Annotated in this window: 22 protein-coding genes and 3 pseudogenes; 17 read left to right on the top strand and 8 right to left on the bottom strand. The window is 32.9% G+C overall.

The window, feature by feature from the left end; translation table 11 throughout:
- Positions 1 to 87: 87 nt before the first annotated feature.
- From FLP_RS02130 to ychF, 5 genes are all read right to left on the bottom strand, one after another.
- On the bottom strand, positions 88 to 1,068 hold the full coding sequence (locus FLP_RS02130; RefSeq protein WP_065447854.1) for a transglutaminase domain-containing protein: 981 nt from the start codon (positions 1,066 to 1,068) through the stop codon (positions 88 to 90).
- A 3-nt stretch (positions 1,069 to 1,071) separates the two neighbouring features.
- Positions 1,072 to 1,596 carry an NADPH-dependent FMN reductase gene (locus FLP_RS02125; RefSeq protein WP_065447853.1) on the bottom strand — a complete coding sequence of 175 codons (525 nt, stop codon included), beginning with the start codon at positions 1,594 to 1,596 and terminating at the stop codon, positions 1,072 to 1,074.
- A gap of 44 nt (positions 1,597 to 1,640) precedes the next feature.
- Positions 1,641 to 2,567: a YihY/virulence factor BrkB family protein gene (locus FLP_RS02120; RefSeq protein ID WP_065447852.1), complete on the bottom strand. Its 927-nt coding sequence runs from the start codon at positions 2,565 to 2,567 to the stop codon at positions 1,641 to 1,643.
- A 301-nt stretch (positions 2,568 to 2,868) separates the two neighbouring features.
- Positions 2,869 to 3,546: a TIGR02117 family protein gene (locus FLP_RS02115; protein WP_065447851.1), complete on the bottom strand. Its 678-nt coding sequence runs from the start codon at positions 3,544 to 3,546 to the stop codon at positions 2,869 to 2,871.
- A gap of 240 nt (positions 3,547 to 3,786) precedes the next feature.
- A complete protein-coding gene (ychF, locus tag FLP_RS02110; protein WP_065447850.1) occupies positions 3,787 to 4,881 on the bottom strand; it encodes a redox-regulated ATPase YchF in 1,095 nt (364 codons plus the stop codon).
- Positions 4,882 to 5,197: 316 nt separating this feature from the next.
- Here ychF and FLP_RS02105 point away from each other — a divergent pair, with 316 nt between their 5' ends.
- Positions 5,198 to 7,930, top strand: a complete 2,733-nt coding sequence (locus FLP_RS02105; protein ID WP_065447978.1) for a TonB-dependent receptor — start codon at positions 5,198 to 5,200, stop codon at positions 7,928 to 7,930.
- A gap of 98 nt (positions 7,931 to 8,028) precedes the next feature.
- On the opposite strand, the gene FLP_RS02100 is transcribed toward FLP_RS02105, so the two are convergent.
- Positions 8,029 to 9,192, bottom strand: a complete 1,164-nt coding sequence (locus FLP_RS02100; protein WP_065447849.1) for a hypothetical protein — start codon at positions 9,190 to 9,192, stop codon at positions 8,029 to 8,031.
- Between the two features lie 167 nt (positions 9,193 to 9,359).
- Positions 9,360 to 9,713: a 4Fe-4S dicluster domain-containing protein gene (locus FLP_RS02095; protein WP_065447848.1), complete on the bottom strand. Its 354-nt coding sequence runs from the start codon at positions 9,711 to 9,713 to the stop codon at positions 9,360 to 9,362.
- 152 nt (positions 9,714 to 9,865) lie between these two features.
- On the opposite strand from FLP_RS02095, the gene FLP_RS02090 reads away from it, so the two are divergent.
- From FLP_RS02090 to FLP_RS02060, 7 genes are all read left to right on the top strand, one after another.
- On the top strand, positions 9,866 to 10,939 hold the full coding sequence (locus FLP_RS02090; protein WP_065447847.1) for an acyl-CoA reductase: 1,074 nt from the start codon (positions 9,866 to 9,868) through the stop codon (positions 10,937 to 10,939).
- A gap of 93 nt (positions 10,940 to 11,032) precedes the next feature.
- On the top strand, positions 11,033 to 12,103 hold the full coding sequence (gene serC, locus FLP_RS02085) for a 3-phosphoserine/phosphohydroxythreonine transaminase (RefSeq protein ID WP_065447846.1): 1,071 nt from the start codon (positions 11,033 to 11,035) through the stop codon (positions 12,101 to 12,103).
- Positions 12,104 to 12,219: 116 nt separating this feature from the next.
- On the top strand, positions 12,220 to 13,170 hold the full coding sequence (locus tag FLP_RS02080) for a D-2-hydroxyacid dehydrogenase (RefSeq protein ID WP_065447845.1): 951 nt from the start codon (positions 12,220 to 12,222) through the stop codon (positions 13,168 to 13,170).
- 199 nt (positions 13,171 to 13,369) lie between these two features.
- Positions 13,370 to 13,627: a hypothetical protein gene (locus tag FLP_RS02075; RefSeq protein ID WP_123936743.1), complete on the top strand. Its 258-nt coding sequence runs from the start codon at positions 13,370 to 13,372 to the stop codon at positions 13,625 to 13,627.
- A 205-nt stretch (positions 13,628 to 13,832) separates the two neighbouring features.
- The gene (locus FLP_RS02070) at positions 13,833 to 14,396 is read left to right on the top strand and encodes a hypothetical protein (RefSeq protein WP_065447844.1); all 564 of its coding nucleotides are present in this window, start codon (positions 13,833 to 13,835) and stop codon (positions 14,394 to 14,396) included.
- Between the two features lie 246 nt (positions 14,397 to 14,642).
- On the top strand, positions 14,643 to 15,086 hold the full coding sequence (locus FLP_RS02065; RefSeq protein ID WP_065447976.1) for a DUF6146 family protein: 444 nt from the start codon (positions 14,643 to 14,645) through the stop codon (positions 15,084 to 15,086).
- Positions 15,087 to 15,118: 32 nt separating this feature from the next.
- On the top strand, positions 15,119 to 15,421 hold the full coding sequence (locus FLP_RS02060; RefSeq protein WP_065447843.1) for a DUF6787 family protein: 303 nt from the start codon (positions 15,119 to 15,121) through the stop codon (positions 15,419 to 15,421).
- Here FLP_RS02060 and FLP_RS02055 read toward each other — a convergent pair.
- Positions 15,418 to 15,711 (bottom strand): hypothetical protein, encoded by a 294-nt coding sequence (locus FLP_RS02055; RefSeq protein WP_065447975.1) that lies wholly within the window; start codon positions 15,709 to 15,711, stop codon positions 15,418 to 15,420. The two genes, FLP_RS02060 and FLP_RS02055, sit on opposite strands and share 4 nt — an antisense overlap.
- Positions 15,712 to 16,094: 383 nt before the next feature.
- Between FLP_RS02055 and FLP_RS25715 the strand changes: the two are divergent.
- From FLP_RS25715 to FLP_RS02020, 9 genes and pseudogenes are all read left to right on the top strand, one after another.
- Positions 16,095 to 16,319 (top strand): annotated as a pseudogene (locus FLP_RS25715) (ATP-binding cassette domain-containing protein); the annotation flags it as partial.
- 204 nt (positions 16,320 to 16,523) lie between these two features.
- Positions 16,524 to 16,973: pseudogene (locus FLP_RS25710) on the top strand (ABC transporter ATP-binding protein); the annotation flags it as partial.
- Between the two features lie 2 nt (positions 16,974 to 16,975).
- Positions 16,976 to 18,250 (top strand): annotated as a pseudogene (locus FLP_RS25910) (LIC_10190 family membrane protein); the annotation flags it as partial.
- Between the two features lie 150 nt (positions 18,251 to 18,400).
- Positions 18,401 to 18,667: a hypothetical protein gene (locus FLP_RS25235; protein ID WP_123921639.1), complete on the top strand. Its 267-nt coding sequence runs from the start codon at positions 18,401 to 18,403 to the stop codon at positions 18,665 to 18,667.
- A gap of 1 nt (position 18,668) precedes the next feature.
- The gene (locus FLP_RS02040; protein WP_065447840.1) at positions 18,669 to 19,433 is read left to right on the top strand and encodes a TIGR02757 family protein; all 765 of its coding nucleotides are present in this window, start codon (positions 18,669 to 18,671) and stop codon (positions 19,431 to 19,433) included.
- Between the two features lie 233 nt (positions 19,434 to 19,666).
- Positions 19,667 to 20,728: a HEAT repeat domain-containing protein gene (locus FLP_RS02035; protein ID WP_065447839.1), complete on the top strand. Its 1,062-nt coding sequence runs from the start codon at positions 19,667 to 19,669 to the stop codon at positions 20,726 to 20,728.
- Positions 20,725 to 22,161 (top strand): glycosyltransferase family 2 protein, encoded by a 1,437-nt coding sequence (locus FLP_RS02030; RefSeq protein WP_065447838.1) that lies wholly within the window; start codon positions 20,725 to 20,727, stop codon positions 22,159 to 22,161. Before FLP_RS02035 ends, FLP_RS02030 begins: the two co-directional genes overlap by 4 nt.
- 6 nt (positions 22,162 to 22,167) lie before the next feature.
- On the top strand, positions 22,168 to 23,430 hold the full coding sequence (locus FLP_RS02025; protein WP_083195775.1) for a YaiO family outer membrane beta-barrel protein: 1,263 nt from the start codon (positions 22,168 to 22,170) through the stop codon (positions 23,428 to 23,430).
- A 65-nt stretch (positions 23,431 to 23,495) separates the two neighbouring features.
- Positions 23,496 to 25,649 carry a DUF4838 domain-containing protein gene (locus FLP_RS02020; protein ID WP_065447837.1) on the top strand — a complete coding sequence of 718 codons (2,154 nt, stop codon included), beginning with the start codon at positions 23,496 to 23,498 and terminating at the stop codon, positions 25,647 to 25,649.
- Positions 25,650 to 25,671 lie beyond the last annotated feature (22 nt).

The following is a 25,671-nucleotide window of genomic DNA, read 5'->3' as shown; positions in this document are numbered from 1 at the left end:
TATCATTAAATCTCATCTCTTTACGGCTAAGGTACGGCAATTCGATAAAACAAGAAAATTCTATAAAACAAACCTCTTAATTAGATTTTATTTCCTAATTATTTTAAATGAAACAATACTAAATGTATCCAGATAAATAGTGATATAATCGCCTATATTTTTATCATAAGTGATTTGAAATTCTAATCCACCACGCTTTTCTTTTGAGTTCGTAATCTTAACGGCCTGATTCTTTTTATTCAAATAGAAAATCAGATCTGATTTTGAAGTATTATTGATTTCAAAAGTAATTTTATCTCCGTATTTTGCCTGGATTATTCCGGAATTAGGTGATTTAATTTTAAAATCGCCCTGAATTGTTTTATTATAAATCAAAGGTCCGTTCAGGAATTCTTCTTTATTTAATTTATTCCCTAAATAAGAACCTGAGTCAGGAAAATGTTTGGCGAAAAAATAATCTGGATCTGTATCAAAATAAATGGGATCAAAATCATTTACCATTCTTCCTTTACTGCTGTCATAATATCCCTGACCCCAGGTAACATCAACCAAACGCCACTTTTTATCAATCAAAACTGTATTCCAGGCATGATTTGATAAAGTATTTTTTCGACCAATATCTGCCAGTCTGGTTTTAGAATCTCCGCGAATTATTTCTGATTTTAATCCAACCAATCCTGCCAAGTGTTGATATAAGGCTGTAAAACCTTCACAAACTGCTTTTTGAGAAGTAAAAGTCTTTTGGATTAGTTTATCATTAATCTGCTGAATCTTTCTTTGTTTTTCAGCTTCGGTCGAATAAGTAAAACCTTGTGATCTGGGTGGATTTAAAAAAACTTTATAATCATATTTTATATTGAATGCAATCCAACTGTAAATAGCGCGCGCTTTGTCTTTTTCTGAAGAAAAATCGTCCTGAATTCTCTCCGCTAAATCTTTTGTATTACTAAAGTTTTTAGGATATTTAGCCACTATTTTATCAACATCACTATATTTTTGCGAGTAAGAGGAATGCAAAAAAAGGATATTAAGGAAAAGAATTATAAAGGCAATATTTTTTATTTTCATAATTTAAAAACATTCTTTTATAAGACCTTTTAATTCTGTATCCAATTCTGTATTAGAAATTTGATTTTTTTCTAAATCAAAATTAGCATTAAAGGCTGGTAATGAAAATGTCGCTTTAACGTTTGCACCATATCTAGGCAAAGCATTACGGGCAATTTCTAAAACCGAAGCACCACCTCTTGTTCCCGGCGAAGTTGCCATTAGTAACATTGGTTTTTGCTGAAAAACTTCTTTGTTAATTCGGGAAGACCAATCAAATATATTTTTGAATGCTGTAGAATAGTTGTTGTTATTTTCTGCGAGAGAAACTACTAAAACATCTGCACTTTCCAGTTTGTCCAAAAATGCTTTTGCTTTTTCATGCTGCCCGACTTCTTTCTCAAGATCAACGCTAAATAATGGCATCGCAAAATCATTCAAATCCAAAACTTCAACTTCGGCATTTTCGAATAAACCTGCAGCATAAGTTGCTAAATGTTTATTGATAGAATGCTTGCTGTTACTTCCTCCAAAGGCTATAATTTTCATATTTGTGTTTTTTATTAATTAAACCCTATAAGTCATATGGTTAATTATATTTTATTTGGTTTCTCGATTTCGTAAATCTCTTTCTGAATTTCTACTGAATATTCATTCGGATAAATTTTACCTCCGTAAGATTTTGCATATACTTTGGTAAATTCTGCTCCAAAATACAGAATAATTGCCGAATAATACACCCAAACTAATATAATTATTACAGAACCTGCTGCGCCATAAACTGAAGCAACTGTAGAACTACCCAAATAAAATCCTATGGCAAATTTACCAATCATAAATAATATTGCTGTAACAGTTGATCCTATAAAAGCATCTTTCCATCTTATTTTTCCATCCGGTAATGTTCTGAAAATAATGGCAAAAAGCAATGTTATACTCGCCAAAACAATAACAATATTGACTACATAAAACAAATAAACGGTGCTTTCAGGGAAATATACTTTTAAACGTGCACTGACTAAATCTAATGTTGTACTTATAAAAAGACTGACCAACATTAAAAAACCAACCGATGCTATCATTGAAAATGACATTAAACGATTTTGAATAAATTTCTTAATTCCTTTGTCCGGTTTTGCTCTTAATCCCCATATAAAATTGATAGAACTTTGTATTTCGGCAAAAACTCCCGATGCTCCAATTAATAACATAGCAATTCCGAATATTGTAGCAAAAAAATTATCTCCTGATAACTGCACATTTTTGATAGCTTCCTGAATCTGAATTGCGGCACCGTTACCAACCAATCCATTTATTTGCCCATAAAGCTGACCTGTTACGGCATCTTCACCAAAGAAAAAACCGCAAATAGTGATGATAATAATCAATAATGGCGGCAATGCAAATATGGTATAATAGGATAATGCAGCACTAAGTTTGATGGCATTATCGTCATTGAATTCTAAAAAGGTGTTCTTGAGCAGAAACCATGACTTGGAGAATATATTTTTGATTTTCACGATACTTCTGGTTTTTAGATATACACTCAAATTTAAGGAATTATAAAAAAATGAGGATTCTTGCTTTTTTGATGAATTTTACATTTTTCCCATGTGGTTTTTAATTTTAGATAATGTCATTAAGTTCATCTTTTAAAAAATAATCGCGCAAAGGCGCAAAGTTTAAACACAATATTGTGATTTTCAACTAAGGGGAAATCTTCGCAAGAAGCTGTACAAAGATTGAATCCTCGTTGCGGAGTTACTTGCGAAGATTTCTCCTTCGTCGTAATGAGAAAAAATTTGCGTCTTTACGTTAGATTTATTTATAATGGCAAAAAATCCCCTTATCATAAACTGTCCATAAACTTGCTTTTTGATTGGCTGCTTTCAATGCGCAATTTGCCCAGGTGTTACAAGTATAAAACAAACTGTAACTTCCTTTTGCTTCATAAAAAGCATCTTTTTTTCCGTAGCTGTGACCTTCTATCCATTGTGGATGAAGAGAATCACTAAAACTTTCTGAAATAAAAGTGATTAATTTTTGATAGTTTTCTTTTGAAATTAAAATGCGCTTGCAATCATCGCCTTCTTTTAATTGTTTAAAAAATGTAGTATGCATCGCTGATGAACTTACTCCAAATGCTGCTTTTAAGGCTGTACTTGCTTTTAAGTCTGACCATTCTGGCGTATCGAGATAAAAACCTTTGTCGCCCCAGCCAAAAGCGATATAATTCATCAAAGAATCTTTTGATTGTGTTTGACTAAACTGAATTTCTTTTCGCCAGTCTTTAATTTCATTTACAACTGGAACTACAATGTCTGTATGCACTCCGTTTGAGAGAATGTAAATAGGAACTGCATCTTTTTCTTCTACTTGTGCAACATCTGAATTGACAGTGATTTTAGAAATCAGATAAACTGCAATGAGATATAAAACAAGAAAAGTAATGATCCCGAGAATAGTCCAGCCTAGAAATTTGAAAGTTGATTTTAGCATTTTAATTGGTTTGTTTTTTAAATTAGTTATTGGTTAATTTTTCTGTAACCAATTTTTGAGCCAAAAAAATAATGGTACGCAGATGACACCGATTCGCTAACGCAAAAGCGAGGATTTGCACGGTTTTTTTATTCTATTTTTTTATTTACTTCTTTTCTAATTTCTTTTTTGAGCATAAAAAAACTGCTGAATTTCTCCAGCAGTTTAGTCTATTCTCTATATTCTTTATTCTTCGGAAATTTATACGTTGAAACGGAAATGCATTACATCACCATCTTTTACGATATATTCTTTTCCTTCAACTTTGAATTTTCCTGCTTCTTTTGCTTTTGCTTCTGAACCGTAATGAACGTAATCTTCGTACGAAATAACTTCGGCACGAATGAATCCTTTTTCGAAATCAGTGTGGATAACTCCAGCCGCTTGTGGAGCTGTTGAACCAATGTTGATGGTCCAGGCACGAACTTCTTTTACACCTGCTGTAAAATACGTTTGTTGTTTTAATAATTTGTACGCTGCACGAATAAGAACTGATGCTCCCGGCTCTGTTAATCCCATATCTTCAAGGAAAACCTGACGCTCTTCGTAGCTTTCTAATTCGGTAATATCTGCCTCTGCTCCTACTGAAAGGATAATAACTTCAGCATCTTCGTCTTTTACTAATTCACGAACCTGATCTACATATTTGTTTCCGTTTACTGCTGAATTTTCGTCGACATTACAAACGTACAATACTGGTTTTGCTGTAATTAATTGGAAAGATTCCATTAAAACTTCTTCGTCATTCCCTTGAGGTACAATGGTACGAGCTGATTTTGCTTGTAATAATGCTTCTCTGATTCTGTCTAAAAGTGCTTTTTCAGTTTGTGCTTCTTTGTTTCCGGTTTTAGCAGCACGGTTTACTTTTTCTAAACGTTTTTCAACCGTTTCTAAGTCTTTTAACTGTAACTCGATATCAATTGTTTCTTTGTCACGAATTGGGTTTACGTTTCCGTCTACGTGTACGATATTATCGTTATCAAAACAACGCAAAACGTGAATAATAGCATTACACTCTCTAATGTTTCCTAAAAATTGGTTTCCAAGACCTTCACCTTTACTTGCTCCTTTTACCAAACCTGCAATATCTACGATATCTACGGTTGCCATTTGTACGCGTTCTGGTTTTACCAATTCTTCTAACTTATTGATTCTTGGATCCGGAACGTTTACAACACCAATATTAGGTTCGATTGTACAAAACGGAAAGTTGGCACTTTGCGCTTTTGCATTAGATAAACAATTAAATAATGTTGATTTTCCAACATTTGGTAATCCTACAATTCCTGCTTTCATCTGTTGTTTCTATTTATTTTTTATTAGATCCTGATTCTCTCAGGTCTTATCATTAAGCTTCTGTCTTAATATATAGATCGTTACTTTAATGATGTATAATTTATGTATCGATTTTTTGTTTCTGCCAAAATGATATTTTTTGGCTTTAAAATTTTGCAAATATAAGATTTAATAGCTCGTAAGTGAAGTAAAAATGACGATTAATGTATTTTAAAACATCTTCATTAAAATAATTAAACTTTTTATTAATATTTTGTTAAAAAACAGTAATTTTATCAAAGATCAAAATCAAACAATAAACCAAACTTACAAAACCATGAAAAAGATTGCATTATTTTTATTTCTATTAAATACGATGTTTCTTTTTGCTCAAAAAGAAATTTCAGGAGCTGTAAAAGATAAGTCCGGCGCGCCTTTGCCCGGTGTTAATGTTCTTGAAAAAGGAACTTCAAACGGTACATCGACTGATTTCGAAGGCAGTTATCGCATAAAAGTCAAAGAAGGAGCTACATTAATTTTTAGCTATGTTGGTTATTCTTCAACAGAAAAAAAAGTTACTGGTGACAAAATAGAGATTGTTTTAGACGAAAGTGGCGGCCAGATTTTAAGTGATGTAGTTGTTGTGGGGTCCAGAAATGCAAAAAGAACGGTTGTAAATTCAGCTGTTCCTATTGATGTAATTAACGTAAAAGATGTAACAACGCAAAGCGGAAAACTTGAAATTAATGAATTACTGCAGTATGTTGCGCCTTCGTTTAATGCGAATAAACAATCTGGTTCTGATGGGGCAGATCACGTAGATCCGGCTTCATTAAGAGGAATGGGCCCTGATCAGACACTGGTTTTAATTAACGGAAAAAGAAGACATCAATCGTCATTGATTAACTTATTTGGAACTCGCGGTCGAGGGAATACAGGTACGGATTTGAATGCTATTCCTGCTGCTTCTATTAAACGAATTGAGATTTTAAGGGATGGTGCCGCGGCACAATATGGTTCTGATGCCATTGCAGGAGTTATCAATATTGTTACGAATGATAATATAAACGAATTTACCGGAGCCATAACTTACGGTGCGTTTAATACAGATGCAAAAGGAGATTTTCCTGAAGGTACTGCCAACACAAAAGATTTTAGATTAGACAAAAAAGGAAACGGAAACTCATTTGGAAAAAACCAAAATTTTGACGGAGGATCTCTAAAAGTCTCTGCCAATTACGGTACTGCAATAGGATCTAAAGGAGGCTACGTTAATGTTACCGGAGAGTTTTTGAATAAAAACAAAACATTACGACCTGGTTTTGATTTTAGAAAAGGTTTTGGAGAAGCTGAAATTCAGGGTGTGAATTTATTTGTCAATCTTGCTATTCCAATCTCTGACAAGACGCAATTTTATGCTTTTGGAGGAAGTAATTTTAGAGATACAGATGCTTACGCTTTTACCCGAAACGATGGTGAAAGAGTGGTAGAATCTATTTATCCTGGCGGATATACGCCTAGAATTACATCAAAAATAAATGATAATTCGATTGCAGCAGGAATTAGAACAGAAACTGCAGGCGGCTGGAAATGGGATTTAAGCAACACATTTGGTAAGAACAAATTTCATTATGATATAAAAGGAACCATCAATGCTTCTCTTGAAGATAAATCTCCACGAGAATTTGATGCCGGTGGACACAGTTTACTTCAAAACACAACTAATTTAGATGTTTCAAAAAACTACGGTGATATTCTTGGCGGACTAAATATCGCTTTTGGAACTGAATTTAGAGTAGAAAAATTCGAAATTTTTTCCGGAGAGGAAGGTTCGTACGCTACATACGATACTAATGGAGTACCTATTACAGACCCAACAACTCAAAGTGCTCCTACGGTTCCAAATCCTGATTACGACCCTACAGATCCAACTTCTTCACCAACCATTCCAAGACCCGGAGGTTCTCAGGGTTTTCCTGGATACAGTCCGGCAAACGAAGTAAATAAAAGCCGCACCAACTTCTCTTTATATGCTGATGCTGAACTAGATGTTACAGAAGCATGGATGGTTAGTGGAGCGGTTCGTTATGAAAACTACAGTGATTTTGGCAGTACGGTAAACGGGAAACTGGCTTCGAGACTTAAAATTACAGACAATATTAATCTAAGAGGTTCTGTAAGTACAGGGTTTCGTGCTCCGTCGTTGGCGCAAATTTATTACAATTTACGTTTCACCAATTTTAGTTCTTCTGGTGCTACTGAAGTTTTATTAGCTTCCAACGATAGCGAAATCACAAGATCTTTTGGAATTGAAAAACTAAACGAGGAAAAAGCCATAAATGCATCTTTAGGGTTTACAGCTAATTTTGGCGACTTTACTGCAACAGTAGATGGTTACTTAATTAATGTAAAAGACAGAATTGTATTAACGGGTTATTTTGATGCGCCAGCTTTGGGAAACAATTCTAAAGCTCAGTTTTTTGTAAACGGTGTAGATACAAAAACAACAGGTCTGGATATTGTGCTGTCATGGAAAAAAACAATAAACGAAAATAGATTGGGCGCAACCCTTGTTGGAAACATTAATGATATGAAAATTGACAAAGTACACAACGGTACTCTGGCTGCAAATCAATTCTTTGGAGAACGTGATAAAGCTTTTTTATTAGCTTCTGCTCCGCCTAATAAATTTGGTTTAAATCTTAATTACGGCAGAAAATGGTTTGATGCAGGATTGGCTTTTACCAGATTTAGCGAAGTAAAATTACTGGATTATCAAATGGATGAAGATCCTGAAGACTACAGAACGTCTCCAGCCGAAACTGATGCTCAGGTTTTTGCGAACCAAAAGAAAGCTGCAACAGATACTTACGGAGCAAAAATTGTAACTGATTTAACTTTAGGATTTAAAGTTTCAAAATCTACTAAAATTAGTATTGGTGCCAATAACTTATTAAATATCTATCCTGATCAACAAGATGACTGGGTTGAAGCCGGAGGTTATTGGGATGCTGTACAAATGGGGTTTAACGGAGCTTATTATTATGCAAGACTTGGGTTTAATTTTTAATAATCATTTATTTAAAGAAATACTTTGACTTTAAGTCTAACAATAAAACACAAAAAATCCTGAGTGCTAAACTCAGGATTTTTTTTTATCCTTAAAGACTACAACTTAAAATCTAATGAAGCAATTATTGCTTTTTCTTCATCTGTGGCTGTAAATCCAGAAATATCCCAATAATTGGTTAGAATTTTATTTTGTTTATTAAAGAGCGTTTTCTCTTTAAAAACATCACATTCATTATAAGTAAACTTTTGCTTATTGAAACCGGTAGTGATAAAGTTATTTCGAACCTGAATATTCTTAACCTGATCTTTTAAAGTAAGATCATACGCTATTTCTTCATTCGAACTTAAAAGATAATAATCTGAACCATCTAATCTATAATCTACTTTTACAAAAGATCTGGTAATTTTTTTTGATCCTATAACGGGCTTTTCTTCGATTTTATCAGAATTTCCCGGAGTAAAAACACACGAAAATTCTACAATTAACTTTTTGACAGGATCATAAATTACCTCAAAACTATCTGCATCTTTTTTCGTTTTATCAAGAGCAGTAATATTCATTATATAATAATCCTTATTATTTGGATGTCCTTTTATAATAAAATCATATTCTTTTTTTGCTTTTGAATCTAAAACAGTCTGAAAGTAATTGAAATTTGAGTAATTCTCCATGATATTATTGAGATTATAACCTCTTAAATCTGCACTTACATCCTTTTCAAGCAAACCATAAGATCGATTTTGTTCTACTAACAATGTTGTTGTTGTTGACTTTTTATTTCCTGAAAATTGAAAATTTACCAATCCGTCATTATAATAGGAGTATTTGTTATCGAGCATAAAAAACTCTCTTACATAAACTTTAAGACGGTAAGGTGTAGTTAATTTTTGTATTGAATTGGAAACAACTCTTTGAAGTATTTTTTGAGGATTTTCTTTAGACAAAACAATTTCATCTAATTTATTGTTCTTGTTTTTAAGATAAACAACAAATTGATCTTCTTTTAAAGTCGCCCAACGAAGGGTTAGGTTTTCATAATTCATCTCAGAAACCTGAACATTCGAAGCGCCATTAAGCATAAATGTAACTTTTCCGTCATCATTACTTAACAAAACCTGTTTCGTTTTTAGTATGACAACCATTGCATTTTCTATAGGCAACTGTGTTTCTATATCTTTTACAATAATAGAATATTCCGTATTTTGAGCAATACTACTAACGCTAAAAAACACAATAAATAAAAATAGTAATCTCTTCATAGGCGTTATTAAATTTTCAACTAAAGTATTAATTTTTTATTAATAAATTAACATTGAAAAAATAAAACATTAAAAATCAACAAATTAGCTTATTATAAAATTTAGAAATTTGAGCAAAAAAAAATCCTGAGTATCGACTCAGGATTTATATTTTCTAAAATAAAATTTTATTCATCACCATGTAAAAATGCTTGTCTGTTCAACAAGGTTTCTTCATCTTCTACGTGGTTATCATCTGGCACACAACAATCAACAGGACACACAGCAGCACATTGAGGCTCATCATGAAAACCTTTACACTCTGTACATTTTCCTGGAACAATGTAATATACTTCGTCAGAAATTGGTGTTTGAGCATCATCTGCGTCAACTTCAGTTCCGTCCGGTAAAATTATTTTTCCTGAAAGTCTTGTTCCGTCTTTATATCTCCAATCATCAGCTCCTTCATAAATTGCTGTATTTGGGCACTCTGGTTCACAAGCCCCACAGTTTATGCATTCGTCAGTTATAATTATTGCCATTGTTTTTTAGTCTTAAAGTTAAAAGTCTTACAGTAATAAAGTCATATAAATAAAAAGGTCATTTTCTTTTGACCTGATGACTTTTGACTTTCGACTTATTTATGCTTATTTTTGTGCAAAATTACAATCAAAACAATTCATAAGCAAACATTATGACATTAGAAACAAAAAAAAGTGTTTTTGTTGAATTAGGAAAATTTTTAAGTCAGTTTTCCGAAGAAGAAAATACACGAAATGAATCGGTTTTAGGTAATGACTTGTTTTTTGATGATTTTGTAAAACTGATCCTCTTATCACAATCTCATAACGGATGGTATACGCCTGAACAAGTATACTTTGCAATAAAATCATGGGCCGATGCGCTGACCGAAGAAAACATTACGAAATGGCTTTCGCAATACGCAACAGAATTTAACCAGGACGACCAAACTGAAAAAAACGTAGCTTTAATTTTGGCCGGAAATATTCCGTTGGTAGGTTTTCACGATTTCCTGTCGGTTTTAGTTACCGGCAATAAAGCATTAATAAAAACCTCTTCAAACGATCAGCATTTACTGCCTTTTTTAGCCAAATATCTTGTTTTTGCTGATGAAAGCCTAAAAGATAAGATCACTTTCGTGGAAGGAAAACTGGAAAAATTTGATGCCGTCATCGCTACCGGAAGCAATAATACTGCAAGATATTTCGAATATTATTTTAAAGATAAACCTTCGATCATTAGAAAAAACAGAAATTCGGTTGCTGTTTTAAACGGAAATGAAACTAAAGAAGATTTAGAAAATTTAGGCGAGGATATTTTCAGGTATTTTGGTTTGGGATGCCGCAATGTTTCGAAACTTTTTGTACCAAAAGATTACTCGTTTGTTGCTTTTTTTGAGGCTATTTTTAAATATCAGGATGTTATTCATTACGAGAAATATGCTAATAATTATGATTATAACAAGGCCGTTTTCCTGATGAGTAATTTTAAATTACTGGACAATGGATTTTTGACTTTAAAGGAAGATCCTAGTTACGCCTCTCCTATTTCGAGTGTTTTTTATGAGTTTTATGAAAATATAAAGGAACTACAATCCCGTCTTGAAGCTGATGCTGAACAAATTCAGTGTATTGTTAGCAACGATTTAATCCAAAATAGTATTTCGTTTGGACAGACTCAAAATCCTCAATTGTGGGATTATGCAGATAACGTAGATACTATAACGTTTTTGTTAACAACAAAGTAAAAATATGTTTAATTATTTCGAATAATTTATCGCTTTTTCAGCTCCTATTGCCGAAATTTGCCTCTTTAAAATTTTCGACTTTTAACAACAACCATGAAAAAACACAACTACAGCGCAGGACCAAGTATTTTACCTCAAGAGGTTTTTGAAAAAGCATCAAAAGCTATATTAAATTTTAATGATTCAGGACTTTCTATTCTGGAAATTTCGCACCGAAGCAAAGATTTCGTTGCCGTTATGGATGAAGCTCGTTCCCTTGCTTTAGAGTTACTAGGACTTACAGGAAAAGGATATCAGGCACTATTTTTACAAGGTGGTGCAAGTACTGCATTCTTAATGGCTCCGTACAACCTGATGAAGGAAAACGGAAAAGCAGCTTATTTAGATTCGGGAACCTGGGCAACTGCTGCAATAAAAGAAGCAAAATATTTTGGAGAAACTATTGTTGTAGCTTCTTCGAAAGAACAAAATTATAACCATATTCCAAAAGGATACGAAATACCAAGTGATGCAGATTATTTTCACTGTACTAGTAACAATACTATTTTTGGAACTCAACTGAAAGAATTCCCTGCAACTAACATTCCTGTTGTTTGCGATATGAGTTCTGATATTTTTTCACGCAATTTAGATTTCTCTAAATTTGATTTAATCTACGCCGGAGCTCAAAAAAATATGGGTCCTGCCGGAACTACTTTAGTAGTTATTAAAGAAGAAATCCTGGAGAAAAACGGAAGAACTATTCCAAGTATGTTAGATTATGCTAAACATATCAAAGCAGAAAGTATGTACAATACTCCTCCTGTTTTTGCTGTTTATGTATCGTTACTAACTTTACAATGGATTAAAGAAAAAGGCGGAATTGCTGCTATTGAGAAATTAAACGACACAAAAGCTGATTTACTTTATACTGAAATCGACAGAAACCCATTATTTAAAGGTGCTGCAGCGGTTGAAGATCGTTCTAAAATGAATGTTACTTTCTTATTGAACAACGCTGATCACACAGCTGCATTTGATGCTTTATGGAAAGAAGCAGGAATTTCAGGATTGCCAGGTCACCGTTCTGTGGGTGGTTACAGAGCTTCTATTTACAACGCTATGCCTATCGAAAGTGTTCAGGTTTTAGTGGATGTAATGAAAGCTTTGGAGACTAAAGTTTAGTTTTCAGTCTCAGTCACAGTTTTCAGTTGAATAAAATATCAAAAAAGAAAAAATCATAATAATTGGTTCTTCGGTTAAACAAATAAACGATTAACCAAATAAACAAAATACGCAAAATGAAAGTATTAGCGAATGATGGAATTTCAAAAAGTGGAATTCTTGCCTTAGAAAAAGGTGGATTTGAAGTTATAACTACAAAAGTAGCTCAGGAACAAGTAGCTAATTTTGTAAATGAAAATAATGTAGACGTAGTTTTAGTGCGTAGCGCAACTAAAGTTCGTAAAGATATTATCGACGCTTGCCCGGGACTTAAAATTATTGGCCGTGGTGGTGTTGGTATGGACAACATTGATGTTGATTATGCTAAAAGCAAAGGAATTCATGTAATTAATACTCCGGCTTCATCATCAGAATCTGTTGCTGAATTGGTATTTGGACACTTGTTTTCTGGTGTTCGTTTCTTACATGATTCTAACAGAAACATGCCTCTTGAAGGGGATTCAAACTTTGATGGTTTGAAAAAAGCATACGCAAACGGAACTGAATTAAGAGGAAAAACTTTAGGTATTGTTGGTATTGGTCGTATCGGACAAGCTACTGCAAAAATGGCTCTTGGTTTGGGTATGAAAGTAATTGCTGCAGATAGTTTTATTCCGTCTGTAGATGTTAAGGTGGAGTTTTTTGATGGTCAGTCTATCACTACAACTATCGTTTCTCAATCATTAGAATCTTTGTTTAAAGAAGCTGATTTCATTACTTTGCACGTTCCGGCTCAGGATGGTTACATCATTGGAGAAAAAGAATTGGCAATCATGAAAGATGGTGTTGGAATCGTAAACTGTGCTCGTGGTGGTGTTATTGATGAAGTAGCTTTAGTAAAAGCTTTAGACTCAGGAAAAGTTGCTTTTGCAGGTTTAGACGTTTTTGAAAGCGAACCAAAACCGGAAATGGCAATCTTAATGCACACTAAAATCTCTTTGACTCCGCACATTGGAGCTGCAACGGGCGAGGCACAAGACAGAATTGGTACAGAATTAGCTTCTCAAATTATTTCTTTGTTGAGCTAAATAAAAATAGATTAAATCAATTAAAGGGATTTGCTGCTTATGGTAGTAAATCCCTTTCCTTTTTTCTAATTTTAGCACTTAATTAAACTGTAATATGAAAACGGACAAAAAAAATACTGTACGTAACTGGATCTTTCGTTTGATGATACTTGCAGTTATAATTGCTTTATTTTGCACTAATATATTTGGAAATATATGTATGCTTATTATTGAAAAAGAATATTTTATTCCGAAGCAATCTTCAATTTTTACTTTTAATGAAACTGCACATAATGAAGGCTCAAGCGATGTATGGAGATATGGACAAGATGACAATAACTATTATTATAACTTAAGCACATTTGATAATGATGTACTGTTTTTTTCTAAAAAGAACATTGATAATTGTCCCGGATTTAATCCTGAAAATATCAGCACCTGGTGCAATGTGAAAATTCCAGAAGAAGACTCTAAATAAACATACAACTCTACATATCAGCAATTTAAATTCCGTAATAAATTTACTGAGACAGAATGGACTGAAAAACAAAATCATAATTTGTTAATACGGCAAATTGTTAAGCAATTAAAAAATAGATTAACTTTAAAGGTTTTTATGCTATTTTTTAAAGTAAATATCTTTCTTTTTTATTGAGTTTTAAGTATAATCTAAATCTAATATTATGTTTGAACAATTAACACAATTAGTACAACAATACGGTGGTACTTCAGTTGTAAACAATGCTGCTGTACCAAACGAACAAAATGAAGCTGTAATAAATGAAACCAGTAATTCGATATTTACAGGATTGCAAAAAATTGCTTCAGAGGGTGGCGGTGAACAACTTGCCAGTTTGTTTAACGGAAATTCTTCTATAGACAGTTCGAATCCTGTTGTGCAGCAAATAACGCAGCAATTATCAGGAAGTCTGGGTGAAAAATTTGGATTAAGCAGTGAAACTTCTTCAGGTGTAGCTGCAGGAATGATTCCGCAAATATTAAGTTCGTTGATCAATAAAGCAAAGGATCCTAATGACAGTAGTTTTCAGATTTCTGATATCATTAGTTCTCTTACGGGAAATAGCAGTCAAGCTTCCGGCATCATGGAAACAATTAATAAGTACGGAATGCAATTTGGTTTAGACCAAAACAATGACGGAAAAGTGGATGTTACCGATGTTCTTGTGGTGACAAAAAGCAAAGGCGGAATAGCTGGTTTTATTGGAAAATTGTTTGGAAGTAAATAATAAGGTTCTGAGATAGTGAGGCTCTAAGGTTCTGAGATGCTCAGATTCTTAGCGCTAAACTTGAGAATATTTTAAAGCTGTTTATTCTAAATAAACAGCTTTTTTTTGTAAAACTAAAAATGGCAAAGGTTTTGATAATCTAACTTTTAAAGCAACTTAAATCTGCAGTCGCAAATACAAAGTGCTGTTAAATAGCAAAATAGTTGACTGCTTTATTTGTAAATTTAAGTTCGAAATATGACAGTTATGAAAAATTATATTTACACCATCATCCTTTTATGTACTATAGTAGCATGCTCTACTGCTTCAAAAAGTAGTGTTGCGTCTAATGCCTCTGTTCACCCGCCAAAAGTTGCGGTAAACGATACAGTCAGAATTGCCAATGACTCATTAGAATATGAAGTTATTATTATCGATAATGGCTTTAGCACCTGGCTGGCTGCAACAGCACTTCCGCGCAATTATTATTCTTTGTCTTATCTTGAAAACAAGAACAATTTGTACGTAACAGAATGGAATAATCGTGTTTTACAGCCGCAAAGATATAGTCCTAACTTGTACGAAATGTCGATCGATTATCGCCCAAGTATTCATTACGGATATGAAGTAAATTATTTAATTTATAATTATATGATTTATTTTCAAAATACATACAAACAAAAGCTTTCAGGGTATGTTCCTGTAAGATAATGTTCTTATATTTGTAATTATTGCAAATAAAAATGAACAGATTAAAGAAACGTTGGGGTATTACCTCAAATCTACAAGCCATAATTATATTGATTGTTTTTGCCATCACGGGATCGGCATCTGCCTATTTGTCTAAACCTTTTTGCGCATTCTTAGGCATCACCAAAGAAGATTTTGGCGGATGGTTTACTTTGATCCGTTTACTGATTATTTTTCCTATTTATCAGGTTTTACTCGTTGCGATTGGAACTATTTTTGGGCAATTCCGTTTCTTTTGGAATTTCGAAAAGAAAATGCTTAAAAACATGGGATTAGGATTTTTATTTAAAGATTAAGCATCTCTTCTTTGAAAATAATACGTATAAATCCACGTAAGTGTAAATGATGGAATTATATCTGTAAAAGGCAATGCTTCTTCTATAAATGTCATAACACTCGCTACTCGCCCCACTCTGCCTTTATACATTCTGGTCATAATAAATGCGGCCACCGGCGCCCAAATGACATCTGAGAATTCTCCAATCAACGGAATTGTAAAGGATATCATTCCAACACCGTCCAAAAGCAAACCCAAAAGGAGTTTTCTGGTTCTGTCGTCTTCGTTTATTGTTTTTACTTCCTGCATTTTCATTTCATTTAGATATTAATCGAATTTATAAAGAATTGATACAACTTAACTTATTGATTAGTTGAATTTTATTTCTTAATTCCCATCTAATCAATTTCCCTGCCATTTATTAAACTAGCCTGATTGTCCACTGATTAGGCGGATTAAACTGATCTCCACAGATGAAAATACTACAGTTATAAGCTTTAACTTATTACCAAAAAATGTAAAGGATTAAGAGTTTTCTATAAAGAAATCCGCGATATCCGTTTAACCTGCCTAATCCGTGGGCAATAATCATAATCTAAAAATAACCATACTTTTTATTTCTTCTTAAATTTCTGTTAGCTGACATTTTTATATCGGCAGAATCTTTGTTTCTTTGTAAAAACAGTTTCAAAATGATTCACGCAAAAAATATACATAAGTTCTACGATAAATTAGAGGTTTTAAAGGGAGTCGACCTTCATATCAAAAAAGGAGAAATTGTTTCTATAGTGGGTGCATCTGGTGCTGGAAAAACTACTCTTTTGCAAATTTTGGGAACACTGGATCATCCTGAAAGAAACGCCGAATCCTCTCTGACTATCAACGGAGAAAATGTATTGAAATTGCAGGATGTAGAAACCGACAATACAAAACAAGAAAAAACATTCAAATGGGTTTCCTGGATAGGCGGCATCTATACTTTATGTTTACTTGCTTTTTTAGTATTCTTTAAGCTTACCATATTTGACGATGTCTTTAGATACATCACGATTGCAGCCTTATTACTGCCTCTTTTAGCATTAGCGTTTTATATGAATCGTTATTTTAAAAGAAAAAGCAAGCAAGACAAAATATTATCTAATTTCAGAAATCTAAATCTTGGTTTTATTTTTCAATTTCATCAGCTTTTACCTGAATTTACCGCTCTGGAGAATGTTTGTATTCCTGCATTCATGGCCAACAGACCAAAAGCCGAAACCGAAAAAGAAGCTAAAAGAATTTTAGAATATCTGGGATTATCGCACAGAATACATCATAAACCAAACGAACTTTCGGGCGGAGAACAGCAACGAGTTGCCGTAGCAAGAGCTTTAATCAATAAACCCGATGTTATTTTTGCCGATGAACCTTCAGGAAATCTTGACACTCATTCTGCCGAAAACCTGCATCAGTTATTTTTTCAGCTTCGTGACGAATTTGGGCAAACGTTTGTTATTGTAACGCATAACGAAGAACTGGCGAATATGGCCGATAGAAAATTGGTAATGTCTGACGGGCAAATTATCTACTAACTATGATTTTAATTGTAATAAGTTGGATTTATATACTTTTTACCACAATAAATTTAGGGTTTGTCACTGATAAAATAATTAAAATAAAAAACCAAAATTTTGTCATAACATCAATTCTGGGTTTGTTTTCGGTTACTTTAGTAGCCAGTGTCTGGGCGATTTTTTACAGAATAAATATTGAATTTCATGTTTTTTTACTCTTATTAAACATCTTTATCTTTTTACAATTTAAAGACAAAATAATAGCAATTTATAAACTGGCATTATCAGAATTTAAGGAATTCTCAAAAATTTTAAAAGTTGTTTTTGTTATAACCGCTTTATTAATAATTGCGCAATGCTCTTCAATTCCTTTTATCATAGATAACGAATCGTACTACATTCAAACTATAAAATGGATTAATGAATACGGTTTTGTAAAAGGACTTGCGAATTTGCACCTCTTTTTAGGACAAACTAGTGGCTGGCACGTTACTCAGAGTGTTTTTAATTTTTCCTTCTTATATAAAAATTTTAATGACTTGAGCGGTTACTGTCTCTTTCTTGGAACTTTTTTTTCAATTCAAAAATTAAATGAATTTTATACCACCAATAATAAAATCTATCTTATTACTGGGCTGTTTCCGCTATTCAACATTTTTCTGTTTCAATTTATAAGTGCCCCTTCTCCTGATATTCCGGTTTATGTTTTTTCGATTATACTCTTCTTCTACTTTCTAGAAAATTTTAAAAAACTGACGCCAGAAGTATTTTATCTAATTGTAATTTTAGTTCTTTATTTGATTTACATCAAAAATACAATGCTAACTTTTGCAATAATTCCAATTATATTATTGACTTTACATTTTAAACTGATTTCAAAAAAATTATTAAAACCTATATTGCTGACAATTTTAGTTATCTCACTCTTTATCATAAAAAATATGATTATTTGTGGATCTCCCATTTTTCCGTCTAAAAGTTTTAGTAATTTATCGACAGTTTATGCAATTCCAGATACTATCGAAAGTTTCTATTATGACTCCATTAAGCATTTTGGCTACTCTGTTACTGCTCAGCAATATAATTCAATGTCACCTTTTAATTTGTTTTTAAAGTGGCTGACACTTCCAAAACTTCATGGTTTATTCAATTTGTTGAGTATTTTTCTGGTCATTTTTGTTCCATTTTTTATCTATAAATTTCAAAATAGAAAAAGTCTCTGGACACTTTATATAGTGATGGTCTTACAATTAATTTTGCTTTTTATAACATCACCGCAATATCGGTTTTTCATGAATTTTATAATATTCTTTTCTCTTTTTTGTTTCTCTTGTTTAATTCAGAATAAGAAAACAATTAATTCAATATTGACCCTATCGCTAATTCCAGTATTTATTATATTATTTTTTCCTTTAAGTTTTAATAGTTTTTCTAATAATCCTTTGATGCGAAAATCTAGTAATTTCTCCATTAAAAATATTGTGTTACCGTATAAAAACACAAAAAACAATACTGATTTTATTATGGTAAAACTTGGAAATCTTAACTACAACTCACCCGTAAACAACGATTTCTTTTGGGGAAATGGAGATGGTGCTTTACCTTGCGTAAATAAAGATCAAATTGAATATTTCAAAAAATATTTCAATACAATTCCGCAAATGCGGACAAACGATTTAAAAGACGGATTTTACGCCAAAAAACTTTTATAAAATGAATAAAGCAGAACTCAAAGAATTTCTCGACGAAAAAGTCATTCAATATAACAATCAGGATTTTATTGATAGCGATCCGGTACAAATTCCGCATTTATTCTCTCAAAAAGAAGATATTGAAATTGCCGGTTTCCTGAGTGCCACAATTGCCTGGGGAAATCGTAAAATGATTATCAAAAATTCGCATCAAATGATGGATTTAATGGGCAATACACCTTATGATTTTGTCATGTCACATTCTGATGACGATTTAGTTCGCCTCGAAAATTTCGTTCACCGCACTTTCAACGGAAAAGATTTTGGCGGTTTCATAAAGGGATTACAGCACATTTACAACAATCATGGCGGATTAGAAGCTGTTTTTGCCAAACATCAGGAAAAAGAGAGTCTGCAAAAAAGCATTCACGAATTCAAAAAAATATTCTTCGAAATCGATCATTTGCCGCGAACCCAAAAACACATTTCAGATCCTCTGAATAATTCGGCAGCAAAAAGAATCAACATGTATTTGCGCTGGATGGTTCGTCAGGACACAAAAGGAGTTGATTTAGGTATCTGGAAAAGCATTTCGCCCGCTTTGTTATCCTGTCCGCTTGATGTTCATTCCGGAAATGTTGCCCGAAAATTAGGAATCCTTACCCGAAAACAAAATGACGGGAAAGCATTAACAGAATTGGATCTTAAACTTAGGAAAATGGATGCTCAGGATCCTGTAAAATACGATTTCGCCCTTTTTGGATTAGGCGTTTTTGAAGGGTTTTAATCTTCACAATAATTATATAATTTACTATTGCTACACTAGACAAAATTCAAAATTATTTCAATATACGCTTACATTAAATTTCAAAAAATATACCGAACACAAAACAAGGTTGAAAATACAATTTCAACCTTGTTTCTTTGAAAATTGCCCAATTCTCTGTACTCAAATGTACTCACCTATTCATTAGCTTTATTGCGTTTTTTTTCGTAATATTACATGTTAAGCTATGTTATATGGAGCACTTTATTGGTTATATAAAACATTACGCCATTCCATTATTTGTAATTATAAGCCTGTCTTTAGCGATTATTTTAGTACTAAAAAGAATTCATTATCAATACACGCTACCGTACAGACACCTTATCATACGCAAATCTGAAATTTTCCTCACAGAGATTACCTTATCAAAACCTGATAAAAATACTTTAAAATATAAAATAGCAAAGTTCAAATCAGAAATTCCGATACATAAAACCTGGTGTAAAAATATGCTCATAGAGGATATGATCCGGATGAAAAGCAACTTAAAAGGTAAAACGGCAAAAAACATTCTTCTTATTTATAAGCAGTTGGATCTCAATCATTATTCGGCAAGTTTAATTCGCGATTTCAGAAAATACAAAAAACGCGAAGGAATTTATCATTTTCAGGCATTAAAATACAAACCCGGGATTTCGCTCCTAAAAAAATATTTATTTCATCCGGATAAAATCATTCGGTCAAATGCTAATATTGCATATTTGGCATTATCAAAAGGGGATTGGCAGGCTGTAAATAAACTGCCTATTCAAGTTTCGATTATAACAACCATAAAAGTAATGGATGTTTTACATTCAGAAAAAATACCAATTCCGCCCAACATAGATCTTTGGATACAATCTGAAAATCCAACGATTCTAAAATTGGCTGTTATGACAATGGTTTTTTATAACTACCGAAACAAATCGGCAGAAATAATCAGTCTCTTACATCACGAAGACAAGGACTTACGTATAGATGTTATTATTGCCATTCGCGATCTTTATCTTTTTGAAGCCGAAGACGAATTACTCCTTTTATTTGAAACCGAAATGCTGGAAATTCAACTTGAAATTCTTGAGGCGCTCTCAGCAATAGGTTCAGAAAAAACGATCGACTATTTAAACATTCAAATAAAAAAAGAAGCAATAAAAGACCTCAAATTACAAATGGTTTGCTGTTTGAATACTATAGATCCTTCGGGACTTAATGTATTAGGAACACAAGATTCAGATACACAAAAAATGATCAATCACATCAGAAAAAGACAGTTATGATTCATGATTTTCTATCACATCTTATTCGTGGTTATGATATTTTTATAGCCTGGTTTTCTGTTGGATATATTTTATTCTACATATTCCTTTCTATATTATCCTATTGGGCCATTATAAAACATTTAAAATACCAAAAATATCTTGAAGAAGAAGTTTTGCTTCGCTCCAATCATATTTTAGGCGTTTCGATTGTTGCTCCGGCTTTTAACGAAGGTGTAAATATTGTGTACAATGTAAAGTCTTTGCTTTCATTAACATATCCTAAATATGAGATCATTATTGTAAATGACGGAAGTACAGATGACACGCTGGAAAAACTTATAAGCGAATTTGATTTGGTCAAAATTGATTTCTATTATCAGGAAAAAATTGTCACACAACCTGTTCGAGGGCACTATAAATCGACAAATCCCGTTTATTCAAAATTGCTTATCGTTGATAAAGTAAACGGCAAAAGCAAGGCAGATGCCTCAAATGCAGGAATAAACTCTTCGCAATATCCGCTGTTTTTATGCACAGATGTAGATTGTATTCTAAAAAGAGATACCATTTTGAAACTCGCAAAGCCTTTTATGGAAAATGAAACACGCGTCATTGCCTGTGGTGCCGGAATCAGGATTTCGAATTCGTGTGAGATCAAAGAAGGTTTTTTGTTTAAAGTGCATTATCCTAAAGAATGGTATCCGCGTTTTCAGGAATTAGAATATGTACGTTCGTTTTTGTTTGGCCGAATGGCCTGGAGTCAGATCAACGGTTTGCTTTTGGTTTCCGGCGGACTCGGAATGTTTGATAAAGATATCGTAATAAAAGCTGGCGGATATTGGCATCAATCACTGGGCGAAGATATGGAACTGGTTACCCGAATGAGAAAACATATGCATGAAACTAAAGAGCCTTTTTTGATAAAATATATCCCGGAATCGCTTTGCTGGACCGAAGTTCCAGGCACAAAAGAAGTGTTTTTAAGACAACGCATTCGCTGGGCACGAGGATTAGTACAAACACTATATTTGCATCGGGATATGTTTTTAAATCCAAAATACGGCCGCACAGCATTTTTAGTCTTGCCCTACTTTTTTAGTTTTGAATTTCTAGTTCCTATTATTGAGTTTATAGGCATCATAACTTTGATTTCAAGCTTTGTGTTTGGTATTATAAATTTTCAGTATTTACTAATTATAAGCTTGTTGGTGTATTTATTTTACCTCTCGATAACGATCATTTCTATTTTAATTGATGAAATTTTATATAAAAGTTATGCTAATTACAAAGAATTATTAGTCCTTATTGGTATGGCTGCGATAGAACCTTTTGTATATCATCCCATTACGGTGTATGCATCATTAAAAGGATATTGGCTTTTCTTTAGAAAAAAAGAACAAAACTGGGGCGTTATGGTTCGAAAGGGATACGCAGCCCCAACTAAAAAATAATTGATAATGAAAAACCTTAAAGCGTTACAACAAATTGTACTGTTTTTTTGCGTGTTTTTATTTTCTAACCAAAATAGTCACGCGCAAAAAATTGACACTGATAGTCTTTTGACTGTGATAATTAATGACATGAAAAGTACGCGTCCTAATTACAAACTCAATATTGAGAGAGGATTATTAGGTAAAAAATTAGCGCCTGCTTATATCGATTTTTATTTGGCCTTGGGCAGAAATTATGATTTAATAAAAGTAAATGACAGCGCCCGATTTTATTATAATTACGTCATTGATAAAAACTCCAGATATGAAGATGCTTTTCTTTACCTTATCAATTTAGATTTAGAAGATCAGAATTATGATGAAGCGCTTGATTTAACCCATAAAGCTATTGAATTATATCCCGACAACAGAAACTTCAGACTTAAGCGAATTGCAATTTATTCATTACAAAACGACACTCAAAATGAGGCTAAATATCTTAAATCTATCCGCGCAAAATTTCCTAATGACGCTGATATAGAGCAACGCCTTTATGCTTTATATTCTAAAACCAATATAGATCGTATTGGAGCCTATTACAACATCACCACAATCGATCGTGAAGGAGTTGGTCCGTGGCATTTGGCCAGCGCTGATTATATGCGGCAACGCACCTGGGGAAGTGTAATTGGGAGGGTGAGTTACGCCAAAAGACTTTCATCTCATTTGGTTCAGGCCAGCGGACTTCAGTTTGAAGTTGAATCGTATTTGTATGCCCGAAAAAATAATTATTCTTATCTTGATGTCGCCTATAGCAAAGACAGTGCTTTTCCGCAATGGCGATTAGGATACTCTTATTTTCATAATTTTAAAAAAGGCTGGGAAGCTGATTTGGGCGTTCGTTATATTGCCATGCAGGACAACAGTAATCTAAAAACAATTAATGTAGGACTTGGAAAATATTTTGGTTCTTATTGGGTTAATTTAAGATCTTATATTCAAAAAGACAATCCGTCATTTATAGTAACATCTCGTTATTATTATAAAACAAAATTTGATTACGTTACGCTGATAGCGGGTTACGGAACTTCGCCTGATGACCGCACACGAGCGGCAGAATACAATACCAGAATATCTTTACTATCGTACAGACTTAGTGCAGGTTACTTTAGATTAATAAACAATCATTATGTTGTTGGTTTTCTGATTACGGATAATGAACAGGAATACACAAAAAATAAATTTCAGGCTGAACTGGATTTTGCTTTTTTAATGCAATACAAATTTTAAATCTCATGAGAAAAAAGCAATATAGATGTTTTCAACTTTTATTTTTTTCCATTTTTAGTTTTAATATGATGGCACAATCTGAAATTATAATTACTGATAAAAACAAAATTATTACTGCTTCTGAAAACGCTCAGCAAGCGGCAAAAATTTTAAAAATATATTTGGATAAATCTTTCGCAAAACCTTTTGAAATTGCAGCCGATAGCAAGAAAGAAACTAATGCCTCAGAAATAATCCTATCGATATCAGAAAATGAAAAACTAAAACCGAATGAATTTATCATCAAAAGCGATTCAAAATCAATCTATTTGATCGCTTCAAACCAAAAATACCTGCGTTATGCCGTTTATACTTTATTAGAAATATGGGAGTTTAGAAAATTTACCTCCACAGAAAACTATATTCCAAAAGTAACACAACTTACTTTTGTCAAGAATATTCAAAAAGTACATCAGCCTTCATTTGATTATCGCGCGCTTTTATATCCCGATTGTTATGATGAAGATTTTAGAGACTGGCATAAACTCGACTGGCAGGTTGATGATTTTGGCATTTGGGGACATTCTTTTAGTGTTTTGGTTCCTGCGAAAGAGTTCTTTAAAACCAATCCCAAACTTTTTGCTTTATACGAAGGCAAACGAAATACTGAATCATTATGTATGAGCAATGATACAGTTGTAGATTTGGTACAAAAAAAAATGACCAGGATTATTGAAGAAAAACCAAATGCTCAATTTTATTCGGTGAGTCAAAATGATGATGTTGTGTATTGTGAATGTGCAGAATGTAAAGCGTTGAACAAAAAATACGGCGGACCTCAAGGTTCTTTTTATTATTTCCTAAATAAAATCGCAGCGCATTTTCCTAAAACAAAAATTACAACCCTTGCCTATCTTCATACTTTCAAACCTCCTGTAAATTTAAAAATAGAACCTAACATTCACACCATTCTTTGTCCGATTGAATTGAATCGCGCAAAACCAATTACTGCAGAAAACGCTGCTTCGTTTGTAAAAATATTAGAAAACTGGAGTACTACTTCTCCTCATTTATTTTTATGGGATTATACGGTTCAATTTTCGAATTACATGTCTCCTTTTCCTAATTTCGAATCTTTTCAGGGTAATTATAAACTCTTTAAAAAGAATAAAGTAAAAGGAATATTCGCTCAGGGTTACTCTGATATTCCGGGAGATTTCTCAGAATTACGACAATACCTTCTGGCTAAATTAATGTGGAATACTGATATTGATCTCGAAGCGACAACTGCTGATTTTTTAAGAGGCTTTTATGGAAAAGCTGCACCTTTTGTCAGCAAATATTTGAATCTTCTGGAAACGAATCAAAGGAAAAGCAATGCTTATCTGGATATTTATTCCAGTCCTGTAGAGGCCCGAAATACTTTTCTGACACCTCAAGCAATAGATCAGTACGATCAATTATTAGAGCAAGCTTCTGCAGCTGTCGAAAATGATTCGGTTTTACATTCACGTATTCAAAAACTACGTCTGGCTTTAGAATATGTTTATTTTGAACAGGCAAAATTTTACGGAAAAAACCAGCACGGAATGTTTATCGTAAATTCTAAAGGAGAAAAAGAGGTAAAAGAAGGTTTAACAGAAAGAGTACTTAAATTTGCCAGGGCCTGCAATCAGTTTGGTATTTACGAACTCAGCGAAGGCGGACTTTCTCCCGACAATTATTACAAGGAATGGCTGGAAATTTGCAAAAATACTACCACACACTTAGGAGAAGATTTAAAGGTAAATTTTATAACCCAACCTTCAAATGAATTTAAAGGCAAAGGAAGTTATGGTTTAGTTGATGGAAACAGAGGTTATAGAGATTTTAACATTAACTGGATGGGTTGGTACGAAAATAATCCTGAAATTGAAATCGAAACAAAAAAGCTCAATTTCAATATGTTAAAACTCAATTTCCTGAACGATCAGCGACATTGGATTTTTATGCCAAAAAAAATAAAGGTTTATGGTTTCAAAGACCAAAAATGGAATCTTCTGCAAGAAAAAATTTGTGACAATTTAACAGAAGACTTTGAAATTACAACAAAATCATGGGAAATTACAGATCAAAGCTTTAGTAGTTTTGCCAGGATTAAAGTCATTGTAGAAAACCAATCAGAAATACCGTTATGGAGAAAACGCAAAAACAAAAAACCAATGGTAATGCTGGACGAAATAGAATTGTATAAAAAATGAAAATCAAAATATGAACACGAGT

The sequence above is a fragment of the Flavobacterium piscis genome (assembly GCF_001686925.1).
In the GTDB taxonomy this organism is placed as follows: Bacteria; Bacteroidota; Bacteroidia; order Flavobacteriales; family Flavobacteriaceae; genus Flavobacterium; species Flavobacterium piscis.
Note: the sequence above shows the minus strand (reverse complement) of the source record. Positions and strands in the feature narration are given on the sequence as shown.